The organism is Streptomyces sp. DH41 (assembly GCF_029813785.1).
Classification (GTDB): Bacteria; Actinomycetota; Actinomycetes; order Streptomycetales; family Streptomycetaceae; genus Streptomyces.
Genome location: NZ_JARVKY010000006.1, coordinates 277,469 through 294,842, shown reverse-complemented (window position 1 = coordinate 294,842; position 17,374 = coordinate 277,469). Strand labels below are relative to the sequence as shown.

Sequence of the window (17,374 nt, the reverse complement as noted above, 5' to 3'; positions counted from 1 at the left end):
GTTGCTGAGACGAACGGTGTTGCTACACGTATCCACGGTCGATCAATGCGTACAGATCGTCATCACTACGACTTTCCGCCTTCTGCGCTGTCTCCTGTGCTGTCCCCGGCGCCGTCTCCGCCGGGCCGGGCCTCGCCGGCGTCAGGAGGGAGAAGAGGTGCTCGGCGAGCCGCCGCGGCGTGGGGTAGGTGAAGGCGACGGTGGCCGCGAGACGCACTCCGGTCACCGCCGTGAGCCGGTTGCGGAGCGCCACGACCATCGAGGAGTCGAAGCCCAGGGCCTTGAAGGTCTCGCCCGACCTCGACGCGAGGTCGACGCCCGCGAGGTCCGCGTCCTTCGCGGTCAGCAGCGTCGCCGTCTCGGCGCACACCAGCGCGCGGACCGACGCCTCCGAGGCCAGGTCCGGGCCCGCGGAGGTCGTGTCCGGGGCGGGGGTGTCGTCCGGCGCGGTCAGCCAGTACCGCTGCCGCTGGAACGGGTAGGTGGGCAGGCCGACGCGGCGCGGCCGCGCCGGCGCGAACGCCGTCTCCCAGCTCACCGGCACACCCCGCACATGCAGTTCGGCCGCCGACGCGAAGATCTTGGCGGCGCCGCCGTCATGCTTGTCCAGGGTGTTCACCACCAGGGGCGGACTCGCCAGCGTGTCGGCGGTCTCCTCCATCGCCACCTGGAGCACGGGGTGCGGGCTGACCTCCACGTACACACCACCGCGCTCGCGCATCAGCGCGCCGACGACCTCGCCGAACCGCACCGTCGAGCGCAGGTTGTCGTACCAGTACTCGCTGCCCAGGACGCGGGTGTCGAGCCGCCCCGCGGTGACCGTGGAGTGGAACTCCACCGGGGTCCGCCGCGGCGTCACGTCCGCGGCGGCGGCGAGCACCTGTTCACGGATGCGCTCGACCTGGTGGGAGTGGGAGGCGTACTCGATCCTGACCCGGCGCACTCGCACCCCGTCGGCGGCGGCCTCGGCCGCGAACTCCCCGAGTGCTTCCAGATCCCCGGATACCACCACGGAGCCGGGCCCGTTGACCGCGGCCACGGACAGCCGCCCGGGCCACCGGGTCAGCCGTTCCTCGACCTCGGCGAGGGGCGCGGCGACCGCGTTCATCCCGCCGAGGCCCGCCAGTGCGGTCAGCGCCCGGCTGCGCAGGGCGACCACCCGGGCCGCGTCCTTGAGGGAGAGCGCGCCCGCCGCGCACGCCGCGGCGATCTCACCCTGCGAGTGCCCCACGACCGCGTCGGGGACGACGCCCAGCGACCGCCACACCCGGGCCAGGGACACCATCATCGCGAACAGCGCCGGCTGGACCACGGCGTCCCCGCGCTCCAGCGCCGGCGCCGACCGCGCGCCGGTCACCAGGTCCAGCAGGGACCAGTCCAGCCACGGCTCCAGCGCCCGCGCGCAGTCGTCGATCGCGTGGGCGAAGACCTCCGACTGCGTGTACAGCTCCCGGCCCATGCCCAGCCACTGCGAGCCCTGGCCGGGGAAGACGAGGACGACCGGACCCGCCGGCCCGCCGGCCACCCCGCGCAGGGCGCGGGCCGCGCCGCCGCCCGCCGCCACCAGGCCGAGGCCGGCCAGCGCCTCCTCGCGGTCGGCGCCGAGCACCACGGCCCGGTGCGCGAACGCCGTCCGCGTCGTCACCAGCGAGTGCCCCACGTCGGCCGCCGTCAGCGAGGGGTCCGCCGCCACGCGGTCGCGCAGCCGTGCCGCCTGCTGACGCAGGGCCGGTTCGGAGCGCGCCGACAGCACCCACGGCACGGCGGCGGGGACGCCGGGCGCCTGGTCCTCGGCCACGGGCTCGGCCGGTGGTTCGGGGGCCTGTTCGAGGATCACGTGGGCGGTGGTGCCGCCCATGCCGACCGATGTCACTCCGGCCCGTCGCGGCCGGCCGGGGGTGTTCGGCCAGGGGCGCGCGGTGTTCAGGGCCTCGAAGTCCTCCTGGAAGCCGGGGATGTCGGGGTTGGGGGACCGGAAGCCGGGAAGCGGGACCAGGTGGGCGCGGTCGAGGCAGAGCGCCGCCTTCACGAAGCCGACGATCCCGGCGGCCGGCTCCAGGTGCCCGACGTTCGCCTTCACCGAGCCGATCACCAGAGGGCGGCCGCGGCCGGTGTGCCGGGACACCTCGCGCAGACCGGCGAGTTCGGCCGGGTCGCCGCGCCGGGTGCCGGTGCCGTGCGCCTCGACGTAGTCCACGCCGTCGAAGGTGACGTCCGCGGCCTTCAGGGCGGACAGCACGGCCGCCGCCTGCCCGGTGGGGCTGGGGTCCGGCAGCCGGGAGGAGGCGCCGCCGCTGCCGACGCCCCAGCCGCGGACCACCGCGTAGACGTGGTCGCCGTCGGCGACGGCCCGGTCGAGCCGCTTCAGCAGGACGAACGCCCCGCCCTCGCCCCGCACGAAGCCGTTGGCGCGCGCGTCGAAGGGGTGGCAGCGGCCGTCGGGCGACAGGGCGCCGAGGTTGGCCAGGCCCAGTCCCGCCTCCGGGTCGGCGATCAGGTGCACGCCGCCGGCGAGCGCCATGTCGACCGCGCCGCTGCGGATCCGTTCGCACGTCAAGGCCAGCGACACCAGGGAGGAGGACTGGCCGGAGTCCGCGCACAGGCTCATTCCCCGCACGTCGAACAGGTGTGAGATCCGGTTGGCGATCAGCCCGCCGCCCGACCCGAGGACGGCGTAGTGGTCGTCCCTGTCGCTGCCGGAGAGCCTGCGCAGCAGTTCGTACCCGGAAGGGCCGGCGCCGACCACGACGTCGACCTCGCGGCCCGCGAGCGCGGTCGCCGGGACCCGGGCGTTCTCGACGGCCTCCCAGGCCAGCTCCAGGCCCAGCCGCTGCACGGGGTCCATGGCGGCCGCCTCCGCGGCGGGCGTGCCGAAGAACTCCGCGTCGAAGGCGTCGACGGCGTCGAGGAACGACCCGGAGTTCACGGTCGCGGCGTCCGGGTGCGGCGTGCGGTCCGGGACCGTCCGGTGCTCGGGGAACGTGCCGAAGGTCGACTCGCCGTCGAGCAGCAGGCGCCAGAAGTCGTCCACGTCGTGCACACCGGGAAAGCGGCACGACATCCCGATGACGGCGATGCCGGTGGCTGCACCACTCATTCGAATTCCTTCCGGTTCCCTCGGTGTACGGCTCTCGCGGGCGGCTGTGCCGCGCTCATCGCCAACGGGTCAGCGCGTTGTGCAGCTCGTCCGGCGCGTCCATGAAGTCGTAGTGGCCGCCGTCGACGGACACGAACTCGACCTGGTCCGCGTACCGGCGCCAGCCCTGGAGCTGTTCGGGGCTCACGTCGGGGTCGTCGCGCCAGTGCAGGACGACGACGGGACAGGGCAGGGGAACCGGCTCGGTGCGCCGGTAGGCGGCCGCGGCGGCGTGGTCGCGCAGCAGCACCATCAGGCCGAGGTCGACCATGTCGGGGCGCGGCTCGATGCCCCGGCCGCGCAGGAACGACTCCACCTCGGCGCGCAGTTCGGGCTCGGTCAGGGTGAGCATCCGGTCGTGCGAGGCGTCGTGCGGTGCCGGCTGGCCCGACACGATCAGGCAGGCGGGCGTGGGCAGGCCGAGTTCGGCGAGCCGCAGCACGGTCTCGTAGGCGGGCAGCGCACCCGCGCAGTGCCCGAAGAACGCGTACGGCACGTCCAGCAGCGGCCGCAGCGCCTCGGCCAGACCGGCGGCGAGGTTCTCGTAGGTGCCGTAGTGGGGGTGGGCCAGGCGGTTCTCGCGGCCGGGGAACTGCACCGGACAGATCTCGGTGTCGCCGAGCGCGGCCGGCCAGGCGCTGAAGGCCGAGGCACCGGACCCGGCGAAGGGGAAGGTGAAGATCCGGGCGGCGTGGCCGGCGGCCGGCGGCCGGACGAACCACGGTGACGCGACGGTGGTGGAGCCGGAGGTCATGGCGTCTGCCGTTTCTGGGCGGTGATGGGCAGGTGGGTCATCCCGGCGATGAAGTACGACCGCAGGTGCTGCGGTTCGCCGGCGAGTTCGATCGAGCCGAACCGCTGGAGCAGTTCCTCGAAGAAGACGCGCAGGGTCAGCCGGGCCAGCGGTGCCCCGATGCAGAAGTGCGGCCCGAACCCGAACGCGACCTGGCGCTTGGCGTTGGCGCGCGTGATGTCGAAGGTGTGCGGGTCGGGGAACCGGGACGCGTCCCGGTTGGCCGAGCCGATCCACGCGACGACCGCCCCGCGGGCCGGGATCGTGCCCCCGGCGATCTCGACGTCGTCCACCGCGTACCGCATGAAGTTGCACGCGCCCGAGGTCCAGCGCAGCCCCTCCTCGACCAGGTTGGGGATCAGCGTCGGGTCGGCCTGCGCCTTCGCGAACTGCTCGGGCCGTTCGACGAGCGCGTGCACGGTGCCCGAGACGGTGTGCGGGGTGGTGACGTTGGCGCCGAGCAGGATGCTGTAGCCGTCGAGGGCGATCTCCTCGTCGGACAGCGGGGCGCCGCCCGGGCGGACGTTCATCAGGTGGTGCAGGAGGCTGTCGTCCTCGAAGCCGGACGCCCGCCGCGAGCGGACCCACTCCCTGACGTAGGTGACCAGTTCGTGGTGGGCGATGGCCAGGGTGGCCGCCTCGCTGCCCGCCAGGAAGTGCGGGTCCGAGGGGGCCGTCACCATCGCGGTGAGCTGGACGAGTTCGGCCCAGTCCTTCTCGGGGATGCCCAGCAGCGGTCCGGTGACCATCGCCGGGAGGAGCAGCGCCCGCTCGGCCAGGTCGAAGGGTTCGCCGTCGAGCGCCGGCTCCAGGAAGCGGATGATCGTCTCCCGGATGGAGTCCTCCCAGGACCTCACCGCCCGCGCGGTGAGCTTGGAGCCGAGCGGCCGGCGGACCTCGGTGTGCCGGGGCGGGTCGGTGGAGGTCAGCAGCACGCCGGCCGCGACGTCGTCCGTCCCGAGGTGGGTGGGGACGGTGCCGCGCTCCGAGGTGAACTCGCGGTGGTCGCCGAGGACCCGGCAGACGTCGTCGAAGCGGGTCACCGACCAGAACTCCCGGCCGTCGGGCAGTACCTGGTGGTGCAGTGGCGCCTTCTCCCGCATCACGTCCCAGACGTGGTGCGGGTCTCCCTCGGTGTACAGGTCCAGGTCGAACAGGTCGACGCCGGCGAGGTCGACGTCGTGCGCGGGACCCGGCGTCAGCCTCACGTCCCCGCCCTCCCCTTTTCGATCAAGTCGGCGTTGCGGGCCGGGGTTCCCGCCAGGTAGAAGTCGCGTACGGAGAGCTGGACGCCGTAGTCCTCGGCCACCCTCTCGATGATTTTGATCCCGGCCAGTGAGTTGCCGCCCAGCGCGAAGAAGTCGTCCTCCGCCCCGACCTCACGGCCCAGGCACTCTCCCCACAGCTCCGCTATTTCCCGCACCAGGGAAACCGGCGCACTCGAAGGCGCGGCCTGTCGCTCCATTGCCATTTTCCTTCCTCCGCCGAGCTCTTTTCCGCCGTCCCGCCGGCGGGACGAAATCCCTTGAAGGGCCGAGTGAATGGCCGGATCGAGTGTCGCGTGAACGCGGGTCCGCTCCCACCGTGCCGGCGGCCCGCCGACTCGCGTCGGCCGGTGAGGTTGAGGATGGGCCCGCGCCCTCGCATGCTGAAACCCCCGCGGCATCCGCTCGCCGAAACCGTCCCGCCGGCGGGACAGGGCGAGTGGAAATGATGCGAGGCGCCACGGGGCCCGTCCGGAACATTCCGCCTGCCCCGCGAGCGGACGACGGAATGTGCCGGACGGGCCCTGGAGGCTTACTGGATTACCGCTGGAACGCACTGGAAATCCCGAGAGCAGGAATTCAGAGGGGGGACAACGTGGGAAACTCCGGCATGGACGCGGACGTGGTCATCGCGGGCGCCGGGCCGACCGGTCTGATGCTCGCCTGTGAGCTGCGGCTGGCGGGCGCCGACGTGTTGGTGGTCGATCGGCTCGCGGAGCGGACGGGCGAGTCGCGGGCCGGCGGGATCCACTCCCGCACCCTGGAGGTGCTCGACCAGCGCGGCGTCCTGGACCGCTTCCTCGCTCAGGGCGAACCGCAGCCGGTGGGCCACTTCTCCGGGCTCTACCTGGACTTCGACGAGTCCGAGTCCCGGCACCCGTATCCGCTGATGATCCTGCAGTCCGCCGTCGAGCGGCTGCTGGAGGAGTGGGCGACCGGGCTCGGCGTGCGGATCCGCTGGTCGTCCCCGGTGAGCGGCCTGAGCCAGGACGAGACCGGCGTGACGGTCCGGCTGGACACCGGGGAGGCGGCGCCCGAGACGCTGCGCGCCCGCTACCTGGTGGGCTGCGACGGCGGGCGCAGCACCGTGCGCAAGCTCGCGGGCGTCGACTTCCCCGGCACCGAGCCGACGATGACCGCGCTGATCGGCGACGTCGAACTGCCCGACCTGCCCGAGGACTACGTCTGGGTTCGGCGCCGCCCGGCCGGCGACTACTCGGCGATCGCGTTCGAGCCCGGCTGGTACCGGGTGATCACCTCGGAGTACGACCGCGTCCCCGAGCGCGACGAGCCGGTGACGTTCGAGCAGCTCAGGGAGTCGCTGATCAGGATCGCGGGCACCGACTTCGGCATGCGCGCCCCCCGGTGGACCTCCCGGTTCACCGACGCCGCCCGGCAGGCGGCCCAGTACCGGACGGGCCGGGTGCTGCTCGCGGGCGACGCCGCGCACATCCACTTCCCGGCCGGGGGCCAGGGCCTGAACATGGGTGTGCAGGACGCGGTGAACCTCGGCTGGAAGCTCGCCGCGGTGGTGCGCGGCCAGGCGCCGGAGAGTCTCCTGGACAGCTACCACACCGAGCGCCACCCCGTCGGTGAGCGCGTGCTGCAGAACACCCGCGCCCAGTCGGCGCTGGTCCGCCCCGGCGCCCAGACGGACGCGCTGCGCGAGGTGTTCGGCTCGCTCATGGTGTTCGACGACGTCAACCGGCACCTGCGCCACATGCTGAACGCGCTGGACATCCGCTACCCGGTCGACGGCGACCACCCGCTCGAGGGCCGCCGGGTCCCCGACGCCGACCTCGACACGTCCGACGGTCCCGCGTTCGTCCACGAGTTGCTGCACGCCGCCCGGCCCGTCCTGCTCGACCTGGGCGGCAGTGCCGAGGTGGCGGCGGAGGTCAAGGGCTGGGCCGACCGCGTCGACCTGGTCGAGGCACGCAGCGCGGACGACCTCTGGACGGTCCCGGCCATCGGCGACGTCCCCGCTCCCGCCGCGCTGCTCATCCGGCCCGACGGCCATGTCGCGTGGGCGGCCGCCGCCGGCGGTCCCCTCGACCTCTCCGCGCTCCGGACGGCCCTCACCACCTGGTTCGGTCCGGCCCTGCGGGGGTGAGCGGCCATCGGCCACCGCGCCACGACGGCGCCACCGCGCACCACCCCGGCGCCCCGCCGTTCCCCCCGGGCGCCGGGGCCCCGCTTCGTCGCAGCTCACCAGGCTTGCGTATGGCGCCACGGTAATACCACCATGACGTCATGGACCTCACGCCGTACGTCGACACCCTCCGCCGCACCCTCGCGGTGGCCGCCGAGGCCGGCGGGGGCGAAGCCCGCGAGCTGGCCGACCGGCTGTCCGCTCCCCTGGAGTCGGCGGCCCGGCTGACGATGCTCAGCGTGCTCTCCGCCGCGATGGACGAGATCACCCGTGAACTCGCCCCGGGCTCGGTCGACGTACGGCTGCGGGGGCTCGACCCCGACTTCGTGGTGACCCTGCCGCTCGCCGAAGGCGATGGTGCCGGGCAGCCCGCCACGCCCGCCGAACCGCCGCGGCCCCCCGCCCCGCCCGCGGGCGACGAGGGCGGCACCGTCCGCGTCAACCTGCGCCTGCCGGCCCACCTCAAGGTCCGCGCCGAGGAGGCCGCGTCCGGTGAGGGCCTGTCGGTCAACGCGTGGCTGGTGCGCGCCGTGGCGGCCGCGGTCGACGGCGGCGCCCCGCCGCGTACGGCGGAGAAGGCCCGCGGCGCCGGACAGAGCCTCACGGGCTGGGTACGCTGACCGCGCCCGCTTCCCGTACCACGTCACCCACCTCACCAGACGGGGCCGCCATGTCCTCCTTCGACACTCCCGAGGCGATCTCGGTCATCGCGCGCGTGGAGGCCGGGTCCATCCAGTTCACCGCCGGCGACCGCGCCGACACCGTCGTCGAGGTACGGCCCCGCGACCCGGCCAAGGATCTGGACGTCCGGGCGGCCGGCCAGACCGAGGTCGCGTGCGTGGGCGGCGTCCTGACCGTGCGCACCCCCAAGTCGGGCCTGTTCGGCCGCACCGGCACCGTCGATGTGTCCGTCGATCTGCCGACGGGTTCGCGCGTCGACCTGACCGGTGCCTGGACACAGGTGTTCGGCGAGGGGCGGCTCGGCGAGGTCCGGGTGAAGACCTCCTCCGGAGACGTCCGCCTCGACGCGACCGGTCCGCTGACGGTCACCGCCTCCCACGGCTCGGTCACCGTGGACCGCGTGGCGGGCGCCGCCGGGATCACCACCAGCTCGGGCAGTGTCCGCGCCGGTCTCCTGGACGGTCCCGCCGTCCTGAAGAACTCGCACGGCACCACGACCGTCGGCGCGGCCACCGGCGAGCTGCGGGTCAGCGGCGCCCACGGCGACATCGACATCGCCCGCGCCGAGGACTCGGTCACCGCGACCACCGCGCACGGTGCCGTACGGCTGGGCGAGGTGGCCCGGGGCACCGTCCAGTTGGAGACCTCCACCGGCGCCATCGAGGTGGGCGTCCGGCACGGCACGGCCGCCTGGCTCGACGCCCACTCCGGGTCCGGTCAGGTGCGCAACACCCTCACCGCCTCCGACGCTCCGGGCGGCTTCGAGGACACGGTCACGATCCGGGCCCGCACCCGCCACGGCAACATCGACGTCCGCCGCGCCAAGCCCTGACCCCTCCCGGCCGGCGGCTCAGGGGGCCGTCTTCGTCCAGGTGACCGGCAGTTCGTGGACGCCGTAGATGTTCATGTCGGTCCTCAGCGGCACCTCGTCGGCGGGGACGGCGAGCCGCAGGGTCGGGAAGCGGCGCAGCAGTCCGCCGAATCCGGCGCGCATCTCGATGCGGCCCAGTTGCTGGCCGAGGCACTGGTGGACGCCATGGCCGAAGGCCAGGTGTCCGCGTGCCCCGCGGCGGATGTCGAGGGTGTCGGGGTTCTCGAAGCGCCGGGGGTCGCGGTTGGCGGCCAGCAGGGAGACGACGACGGTCGACCCCTCGCCGATGGTCTCGCCGCCCAGCTCGATGTCCTCGGTGGCGTACCGGTAGAAGATGTCGGCGACGGACAGGTAGCGCATGAGTTCCTCGACGGCGTCGGGGATCAGCTCCGGGTCGGCCCGCAGGGCGGCCAGCTGCTCGGGGTGCTCCAGGAGCGCGAAGGTGCCGAGCGAGAGCTGGTTGACGGTGGTCTCGTGGCCGGCGAGCAGCAGCAGGAAGGCGCAGCCGGTCAGTTCCTCGACGGTGAGGTCCTCCTGGCGGGCCAGGTCGGACAGGATGTCCTCGCCGGGTTCGGCGCGCTTGCGGGTGACCAGTTCGGCGAGGTACGCGGTCATGGCGCCGTACGCGGCCATCTTCTCGTCGAACGCCTGGTCCCTGACGAGGAACTTGGCGGTGTTGCTCTGGAAGGTCGCCCGGTCCTCGTAGGGGACGCCGAGCAGTTCGCAGATGACCAGTGAGGGCACCGGCAGCGCGAACTCCTCGACCAGGTCGACCGGCGGGGTCAGCCGTGCCATGGCGTCCAGCTGCCGTTCGGCGACGTCGGTGATGTTCTCCTCCAGCTCCTTCATCCGCTTGACGGTGAAGGCACCGGTGAGCCTGCGCCGCAGCCGGGTGTGGTCCGGCGGGTCCATGGCGATGAAGACGCCCGGGATCTGCGGGGAGGGTTCGGTGGGGACGGGCATGCCGGGGACGTCGTAGGGCACGTGCAGCACCCCGAGGTCCTGCCGGGAGCTGAAGCGGGTGTCGGCCATGAGCCGGCGCACTTCCTCGTAGCCGGTGACCAGCCAGCCCTCGTGTCCGTCGGGGAAGAGCAGGGGGCTGACCGGGCGGGCCGTGGCCAGCCGGGTGATCGCGCGGGGCGGGTCGAAGGGGCCCGCGTCCCGCTCCGTGGGCAGGCCGTTCGGGACGGGAACCGTCTGGCTCATCGGGTTTCCTTTCGCAGCACGGCTGGGCACCGGCCAACACCGGTGACTCCACCATGGCACACGCGTAGCGCCACACCGAGCCATTCTGGCCCCGTCGCCCGCCGAGCCGGGGCCAAGTGAACGGCCACACCCCTTGAAGCGCCAGGCCGGAGGATCACGGTGCCCGGACTCCAACATGACCGGAATTCGCCGCGCGCTCCCTGCGCAGCGACCGTCACCGCAAAAACGCCTCGACGTGGCGCCATCGGTGTGCCACGATGGCACCACGATGTTGCGAGTGAGCCAGAAAGGGGGCCGGACCATGGAGACAGCACCACGTCGGCCGGGGACGGCACCCGGCGCCTGCGCGGCCTTCGCGCGCTTCGTGCTCTGCGGTGGCGGAGTGGGACTCGCCTCCAGCTTCGCCGTGGCGGCCCTCGCCACCCGGCTCCCCTGGGCGCTGGCCAACGCCGTGATCACCGTGGCGTCCACGCTCCTCGCCACCGAGTTGCACGCCCGCTTCACCTTCGGCGCCGGCGGGCGCGCGACCCGGCGCCAGCACACGCAGTCGGCCGGGTCGGCCGCGGTCGCGTACGCGGTGACGTGCGCGGCGACGCTCGTCCTGCACCTGCTGGTGGCGGCGCCCGGCGCGGTGCTGGAGCAGGCCGTCTACCTGTCCGCCTCGGCGTTCGCCGGTGTGGGCCGGTTCCTGGTGCTGCGGCTCGTGGTCTTCGCACGGGGCGGGCGGACAGCGCGGCGCCGCCCCGGCGGCACATGCCTCACCGGGGCGGCGCTGAAGAGGATGCCGGGCGAGCCGGCCCGCGTCACGCTCGCTTCTTGAACGTGGAGACCGCCCACACGTACCCGAGGACGGCGAACCCGGCGCACCAGGCGAGGGCCGCGAACGTGTCGCCGCTGGACGGGTTGCCGGTCAGCAGCCCGCGCAGCGCCTCGATGACCGGGGTGAAGGGCTGGTACTCCGCGAACTGCCGTACGCCCGCCCCCATGGTGTCCGCGGGCACGAACGCGCTGCTGAGGAACGGCAGCATGATCAGCGGCACGGTGGCCATGCCCGCCGACTCCGCGGTCTTGGCGGCCAGCCCCACGGCGACGGTGAGCCAGCCCGCCGCGAAGCTGAGCAGCAGGATCAGACCGATCGCGCCCAGCCACTCCAGGCCGCTCGCGTCCGGGTCGAAGCCCATCGCGAAGGCCACCGCGACGATGGCCGCGCAGGCCACCACGCAGCGCACGGTGGTGACGACGACGTGCCCGGTCAGGACGGATCCGCGGGAGACGTCCATGACCTTGAACCGGTTGATGACGCCCTTGGTCATGTCGTCGTTCACGGCCGTCGCGGTGGCCCCCAGCCCGTAGCTGATGGCCATCACGAGCAGGCCCGGGGTCGCGTAGTCGATGTAGTCGTCACCGACGCTGAACGCGCCACCGAACACCTTGACGAACATGAGCATGATCACGATCGGGAGCAGGACCCCGTTGAACACCGTGACCGGGTTGCGCATCGTGTGCTTCAGATTGCGGCGCAGCATGATCGACGAATCGGTCAGTGCCGTCGAGACGGTGCTCATCGCGCGATCGCCTCCTTGCTCGTGTGCTCGTCGGCGACCGCGGCGCCGGTGGTGTCGGTCAGGGCGAGGAAGACGTCGTCGAGGTCCGGTGTGTGCACGGAGAAGCCCTGTGCGTTGAGCGTGTGTTCGTCGAGCCGGTCGAGCAGGAGCCGCAGCGACCTCGACTCGCCGTCGCTGGGCACCCGCAGGGTCAGCTCCTCGTCGTCCCGCGTGGCGCCGGTGAACAGCCGTGCCGCCGTGTCGAGTTCGTGGGCGTCGGCGAACCGGAGCCGGACGTGGGTGCCGGGGATCTGGCGCTTGAGGTCCTCGGGGGTGCCCCGGGCGACCAGCCGGCCCTTGTCGAGCACGGCGATCTGGTCGGCGAGCTGGTCGGCCTCCTCCAGGTACTGGGTGGTGAGGAAGACGGTGGTGCCGTCGGCCACCAGCTCGCGGACGATGCTCCACATGGTGCGCCGGCTGCGCGGGTCCAGACCCGTCGTCGGCTCGTCCAGGAAGATGATCCGCGGATCGCCGACGAGCGTCATCGCCAGGTCCAGCTTGCGGCGCATTCCGCCGGAGTAGGTCCCCGCCAGCTTGTCCGCCGACTCCTCCAGGTCGAACCGCCGCAGCAGCCGCGTGACGACCTGGTCGCCCGAGCGCACGCGCTTCAGGTCCACCATCAGCCGCAGGTTCTCCCGGCCCGACAGCAGCTCGTCGACCGCGGCGAACTGGCCGGTCACGCCGATGGCCGCGCGCACCTGCCGGGTCTCGGTCACCACGTCGTGCCCGGCGACGCGCACCGTGCCGGCGTCGGCCTTCATCAGTGTCGTCAGGACGTTGACGGTAGTCGTCTTACCCGCCCCGTTCGGGCCGAGCAGGGAGAAGACCGACCCCTCGGCGACATGGAAGTCGACGCCGTCGAGCACGACCTTGTCACCATGTGCCTTGCGCAGCCCCGAGACCGCGATCGCTGAACTTCTCATGGGCCCACCTTCCTCCCGGGACCTGTCACGGGCCTGTCGCGGCGCTGACACGGCGCTCGCGCGCGCACCGTGCCTCGATCACGTCCAGCACCCGCGGGCCGAGGTCGACCAGGTACATGTGGTCGCCGGGGAACTCGGCGTAGTCGAAGCCGCCCGTGGTCGCCGTCCGCCACTGCCGGGCCTCCTGAGCGGTGACGAGACCGTCGTGGTCGCCCCGCAGCGAGGTGATCGGCACCGACACCGGTTCGTCGGTGCTGGGCACGTAGGCCTCGTGCATCTCGCAGTCGGCCTGGAGGGTGGGGAGGATCAGTTCCCGCATCTCCGGATGGTCGAGCGCCTCGTGCCGGAACCCGGCGAACTCCTCGACGCGGGCGAGGAACTCGTCGCCCTCGAGCCCCGCCGCCCGCCGCTCGCGCCGCGTCCACGGGCCCGGCGAGCCACTGACGACCAGCCGCTCCACGGGCACGCCGCGCGCGCTCAGCAGGTGCACCAGCTCGTAGGCGAGCACCGCGCCCAGGCTGTGCCCGAACAGCACGGTCCGCGTCCCCTCACCGAGGTCCGCGACGATGTCGTCGATCTCGCTGCGGGCCGCCTCGACGACGTTGCGGTACGGCGGCTGGAGGAACCGCCGCTCCCGGCCCGGAAGTTCGACCGAGGTCACCCGCCACCGGCCGTCGGCCAGCTCCCGCCACGGGTGGAAGAACGAGGGGCCCGCCCCCGCGAACGGCACGCACAACAGCGTGGTCCCCTCCTCGTGCCCGGCGGACACGCCTGGATCCGTCACCACGACCAACCCCCATCATCCATTCGACTGTTCGTTGAAACCGGCTCGGGCGTGCGTTCGCTACGCCAGCTTCCGGTGGAGGACCTCGAACATCTCCGCCACGGGCCCGGGCATGTGCATCTCGTGGTGCGTGACGCGCACGTCGTGCACCTCCAGGGAGCCCTGGACGTACGGCCGCCACAGGTGCGCGTACGACGTGTCCTCGAGCGTGGCGTTGAAATACACCACGTCGCCGCGGTAGACCGGGGACTCGAAGTCCATCATCAGGGCCGTGTTGTTCGCCAGGACCTTCGACATGGTGTCCAGGAACCGCTGCCGGTTGCCGGTGCGGATGTACTGGCCGAAGTCGTCCTCCAGTTCCGCCCGGAAGTCCGACGAGTCCTTTCCGGCGTGCACCTCCTCGAAGCCGTGCCCGCCCGGCTGCGCGTCCAGGACGGCGACCAGGGCGACCTCGTGGCCGCGCCGTTCCAGGGCGTCCGCGACGGCCTGTACGACGGAGCCGCCGTAGGACCAGCCGATGAGGTTGAACGGACCCTCCGGCTGGACCTTGAGGATCTGGCCGACGTAGTCCTCGATCATCTCCGGCACGGAGCCGGCCAGCGGCTCCACGCCGTCGGAGCCGCGGGACTGCAGCGCGTAGGCGGGCCGGTCCGGCAGGTGCAGCACGAAGCTGTAGTACGCCCAGCCCAGACCGCCGCCCCCGTGGAGGAACCACACCGGGTTCTTGCCCGTGCCGGGGTCGTTGTTCAGGGGCAGGACGACCGCGAAGGAGTCGGCGTCGTCGTCGGGGACACCGCCGGCGAGCATCAGCGCGGCCAGTTCGGCCACCGTGGGGTACCGGATGATCGTCCGGATGGGGATGTCGATGTCGAACCGGTCGCGGACGCGGACGCTGAGCCGGGTGGCCAGCAGCGAGTGGCCGCCCAGGGCGAAAAAGCCGTCGTCGATGCCGACCTTCTCCAGGCCGAGCAGTTCGGCGAACAGCTCGCACAGCGCGCGCTCGTAGGCGTTGCGCGGCTCCCGGCCGGCCGCGGTCGCCGTCGCGTCCTCCGCGGGCAGGGCCCGCTTGTCGAGCTTGCCGTTGGAGGTCAGCGGGATCTGTGCCAGCGGGATCACCGCGGACGGCACCATGTAGTCCGGCAGGCGTCCGCGCAGGTGCTCCGACAGCTCCTCCCCGGTGGGGGATACGCCGGGTGCGGGTACGGCGTAGCCCACGAGGCGCTTGTCGCCCTCCTGGTTCTCCCGGACCAGGACCACCGCCCGCGCCACGTCCGGGTGCCCGGCCAGCGCGTGCTCGATCTCGCCCAGCTCGATGCGGAAACCGCGGATCTTCACCTGGGAGTCGGCGCGGCCCACGTACTCCAGCCGGCCGTCGCGGCCCCAGCGGACCAGGTCGCCGCTGCGGTACATCCGCTCGCCCGGCTCGCCGAACGGGCAGGCCACGAAGCGTTGCGCGGTCAGGCCGGGGCGGCCGTGGTAGCCGCGGGCCAGGCCGTAGCCCGCCACGTACAGCTCGCCCGTCACGCCGGCGGGCACCGGCCTCAGGTGCGCGTCCAGGACGTAGGCGCGCAGCCCCGGGACGGCCGGGCCGATCACGCCGCCCCGGTAGCGGGCCGCGGAGTGCTCGTCCAGGTCGACGCGGGTGACGTGGACGGTGGTCTCGGTGATGCCGTACATGTTCACCAGCACCGGCGCGTCACCGGCGTGGCGCGCGTACCAGTCGGTGAGGCGGTTCAGGTCCAGGGCCTCGCCGCCGAACACGACGTACCGCAGGGCCAGGTCCTGGCCCAGGGCGTCGGCGTCGGCGTCGGCCTGGGCCAGCTGGTAGAAGGCCGAGGGCGTCTGGTTGAGGACGGTGACCCGCTCGCGGGCGAGGAGCCGGAGGAAGTCGGCCGGGGAGCGCGAGACGTCGAAGGGGACCACGACGAGGCGTCCGCCGTGCAGCAGCGGGCCCCACAGCTCCCACACCGAGAAGTCGAAGGCGTAGGAGTGGAAGAGGGTCCACACGTCGTCCGCGCCGAAGCCGAAGTCCCGGGTGGCGGTGAAGAGTCCGACCACGTTGCGGTGCGGGACCAGCACGCCCTTGGGGCGGCCCGTCGACCCGGAGGTGTAGATGACGTACGCGGGGTGCGCGGGGCGCAGGACCGTGCGGCGCTCGGCGTCGGTGAGGTCGGCGGCGGATTCCCCGTCGAAGGCCCCGGCCCGGTCGAGGTGGACCAGGGGGAGGTCGTGCGCGAGGTCCGGCACGGCGTCGGTGGTGCCGGTGGTGACCAGCAGGACCGGTGCCGCGTCCTCGACGATGTGGGCGACGCGGTCGGCCGGGGAGTCGGGGTCGATCGGCAGGTAGGCGCCGCCCGCCTTGAGTACCGCCAGCAGCGCGACGACCAGTTCCGCCGAGCGCTCCAGGCAGACCCCGACCAGGGACTCGGGGCCCACCCCGCGGGCGATCAGGTGCCGGGCGAGCCGGTTGGCGCGGGCGTTCAGCTCCCCGTAGGTGAGGGTGGTGCCGTCGTACACCACGGCGACCTCGTCGGCCCGCCGCGCCGCCTGCCGCTCGAACAGCTCCACCAGGGTGACCTCGTCGACTCTCTCACCGGCGGTGTTCACCTCCACCAGCAGCCGCTCGCGCTCCCGCGCGCTCAGCACGTCGACGTCCCCGACGCGCAGGTCCGGGTCGGCGGCGAACCGCTCCAGGACCCGCACCAGGCGGGCGGAGATCTCCTCGGCCGTGCCGCGGTCGAACAGGTCGGTCGCGTACTGCAGGTCGCCCCGCAGCGCGCCCGCAGCGTCCACGGCGAGGAAGAAGGTGAGGTCGACCATGGCGGTCGACGGGATGGCCTGCTCGAACCTCATCTCCAGGCCGGGCAGGGCGAGGTCCGGTTTCTCGTAGCTCTGCCAGGAGAAGATCACCTGGAACAGCGGCTGGTACGCCGCGGAGCGGTCCGGGTTGATCGACTCGACCACCACGTCGAACGGCACGTCCTGGTGCTCGTAGGCGCTCAGCGCCTTGTTCCGCACCTGGGCCAGCAGGTCGGTGAACCTCGGGTTGCCGGAGAGGTCGGCGCGCAGCACCTGGGTGTTGACGAAGCAGCCGATCATGTCGGCCAGCGCCTCGTCGGTGCGCCCGGCGATCGGGGAGCCGATCGTCACGTCCTCGCCGCCGCCGAGCTTGCTCAGCAGCACCGCCAGCGCGGACTGCACGACCATCGACAGGCTCATCCCGCGCTCGTCGGCGAGCTTCTGGAGCCCGGCCGCCACCTCGGGGGGCGCCTCGATGCCGACCGTGTCGCCGTGGGTTCCGGCCTCCGCGGGCCGCGGGCGGTCCAGCGGCAGGTTCAGCGGCTGCGGCACGCCGGCCAGTTCCCCCCGCCAGTACTCGATCTGCGCCGCGGCGAGACTGCCGGGGTCGGCCACGTCGCCGAGCACCTCGCGCTGCCACAGCGCGTAGTCCTTGTACTGGAGCGGCAGCGGCTCCCACGCCGGTGCCCGGCCGCCCCGGCGGGCGGTGTAGGCGTCGACCAGGTCCCGCATCAGCGGCGCGCTGGAGCTGCCGTCGGAGGCGATGTGGTGGATGACCAGGACCAGGACGTGCTCCTCGGGCGAGCAGCGCAGCAGGGTGGCCCGCAAGGGCAGGTCGGCCGCCAGGTCGAAGCGGTGCGCGACGGCCTCGTCGACCTTGGCGGGCAGTTCCTCGGGCGTCACGTCGGCCACCGGCACCCGCGGCGCCGCCTCGGCCACCGGCCGGATCCGCGCGTACGGCTCGCCGGCGTCGTCGGTCCCGTACGTGGTGCGCAGGATCTCGTGCCGCTCGACCACGTCGTGGATCGCCGCGACCAGGGCGTCCTGGTCCAGGGTGCCGGTCAGCCGGAACGCCGCCGATATGTTGTAGGTCGCCGCGCCCCGCTCCAGTTTGTGCAGCAGCCACATGCGGCGTTGTGCGAATGACAGCGGAATCATTG

13 protein-coding genes are annotated in these 17,374 nt (G+C 72.8%); 4 read left to right on the top strand and 9 right to left on the bottom strand.

What is annotated here, in order from left to right; genetic code table 11:
* Positions 1-22 precede the first annotated feature (22 nt).
* Genes QC283_RS13075 through QC283_RS13060 form a run of 4 tightly spaced genes read right to left on the bottom strand, consistent with a single transcriptional unit; the run spans position 23 to position 5,400 of the window.
* Complete coding sequence (locus QC283_RS13075; protein WP_279561646.1) at positions 23-3,097, bottom strand: type I polyketide synthase; 3,075 nt, start codon at positions 3,095-3,097, stop codon at positions 23-25.
* 55 nt (positions 3,098-3,152) lie between these two features.
* Entirely contained in the window at positions 3,153-3,890 is a 738-nt protein-coding gene (locus tag QC283_RS13070; protein WP_279561645.1) for a thioesterase II family protein, read from the bottom strand.
* Positions 3,887-5,137 (bottom strand): cytochrome P450, encoded by a 1,251-nt coding sequence (locus QC283_RS13065; protein WP_279561644.1) that lies wholly within the window; start codon positions 5,135-5,137, stop codon positions 3,887-3,889. Before QC283_RS13065 ends, QC283_RS13070 begins: the two co-directional genes overlap by 4 nt.
* Positions 5,134-5,400: a phosphopantetheine-binding protein gene (locus tag QC283_RS13060; protein ID WP_279561643.1), complete on the bottom strand. Its 267-nt coding sequence runs from the start codon at positions 5,398-5,400 to the stop codon at positions 5,134-5,136. The genes QC283_RS13065 and QC283_RS13060 overlap by 4 nt, the downstream gene beginning before the upstream one ends.
* A gap of 404 nt (positions 5,401-5,804) precedes the next feature.
* On the opposite strand from QC283_RS13060, the gene QC283_RS13055 reads away from it, so the two are divergent.
* From QC283_RS13055 to QC283_RS13045, 3 genes are all read left to right on the top strand, one after another.
* Entirely contained in the window at positions 5,805-7,307 is a 1,503-nt protein-coding gene (locus QC283_RS13055; protein WP_279561642.1) for an FAD-dependent monooxygenase, read from the top strand.
* Positions 7,308-7,447: 140 nt separating this feature from the next.
* Positions 7,448-7,966 carry a hypothetical protein gene (locus QC283_RS13050; protein ID WP_279561641.1) on the top strand — a complete coding sequence of 173 codons (519 nt, stop codon included), beginning with the start codon at positions 7,448-7,450 and terminating at the stop codon, positions 7,964-7,966.
* Between the two features lie 50 nt (positions 7,967-8,016).
* Positions 8,017-8,859 (top strand): DUF4097 family beta strand repeat-containing protein, encoded by an 843-nt coding sequence (locus QC283_RS13045; protein WP_279561640.1) that lies wholly within the window; start codon positions 8,017-8,019, stop codon positions 8,857-8,859.
* Positions 8,860-8,877: 18 nt separating this feature from the next.
* On the opposite strand, the gene QC283_RS13040 is transcribed toward QC283_RS13045, so the two are convergent.
* Positions 8,878-10,104: a cytochrome P450 gene (locus QC283_RS13040; RefSeq protein WP_279561639.1), complete on the bottom strand. Its 1,227-nt coding sequence runs from the start codon at positions 10,102-10,104 to the stop codon at positions 8,878-8,880.
* Between the two features lie 301 nt (positions 10,105-10,405).
* On the opposite strand from QC283_RS13040, the gene QC283_RS13035 reads away from it, so the two are divergent.
* Positions 10,406-10,924, top strand: a complete 519-nt coding sequence (locus tag QC283_RS13035) for a hypothetical protein (RefSeq protein ID WP_279561637.1) — start codon at positions 10,406-10,408, stop codon at positions 10,922-10,924.
* Here QC283_RS13035 and QC283_RS13030 read toward each other — a convergent pair.
* From QC283_RS13030 to QC283_RS13015, 4 genes are all read right to left on the bottom strand, one after another.
* Positions 10,908-11,669 (bottom strand): ABC transporter permease, encoded by a 762-nt coding sequence (locus QC283_RS13030; protein ID WP_279561636.1) that lies wholly within the window; start codon positions 11,667-11,669, stop codon positions 10,908-10,910. The two genes, QC283_RS13035 and QC283_RS13030, sit on opposite strands and share 17 nt — an antisense overlap.
* Positions 11,666-12,631 carry an ATP-binding cassette domain-containing protein gene (locus QC283_RS13025; RefSeq protein ID WP_279561635.1) on the bottom strand — a complete coding sequence of 322 codons (966 nt, stop codon included), beginning with the start codon at positions 12,629-12,631 and terminating at the stop codon, positions 11,666-11,668. The genes QC283_RS13030 and QC283_RS13025 overlap by 4 nt, the downstream gene beginning before the upstream one ends.
* A 25-nt stretch (positions 12,632-12,656) precedes the next feature.
* Positions 12,657-13,400, bottom strand: a complete 744-nt coding sequence (locus tag QC283_RS13020) for a thioesterase II family protein (RefSeq protein WP_279561633.1) — start codon at positions 13,398-13,400, stop codon at positions 12,657-12,659.
* 75 nt (positions 13,401-13,475) lie between these two features.
* Positions 13,476-17,372, bottom strand: a complete 3,897-nt coding sequence (locus tag QC283_RS13015) for a non-ribosomal peptide synthetase (protein WP_279561632.1) — start codon at positions 17,370-17,372, stop codon at positions 13,476-13,478.
* Positions 17,373-17,374 lie beyond the last annotated feature (2 nt).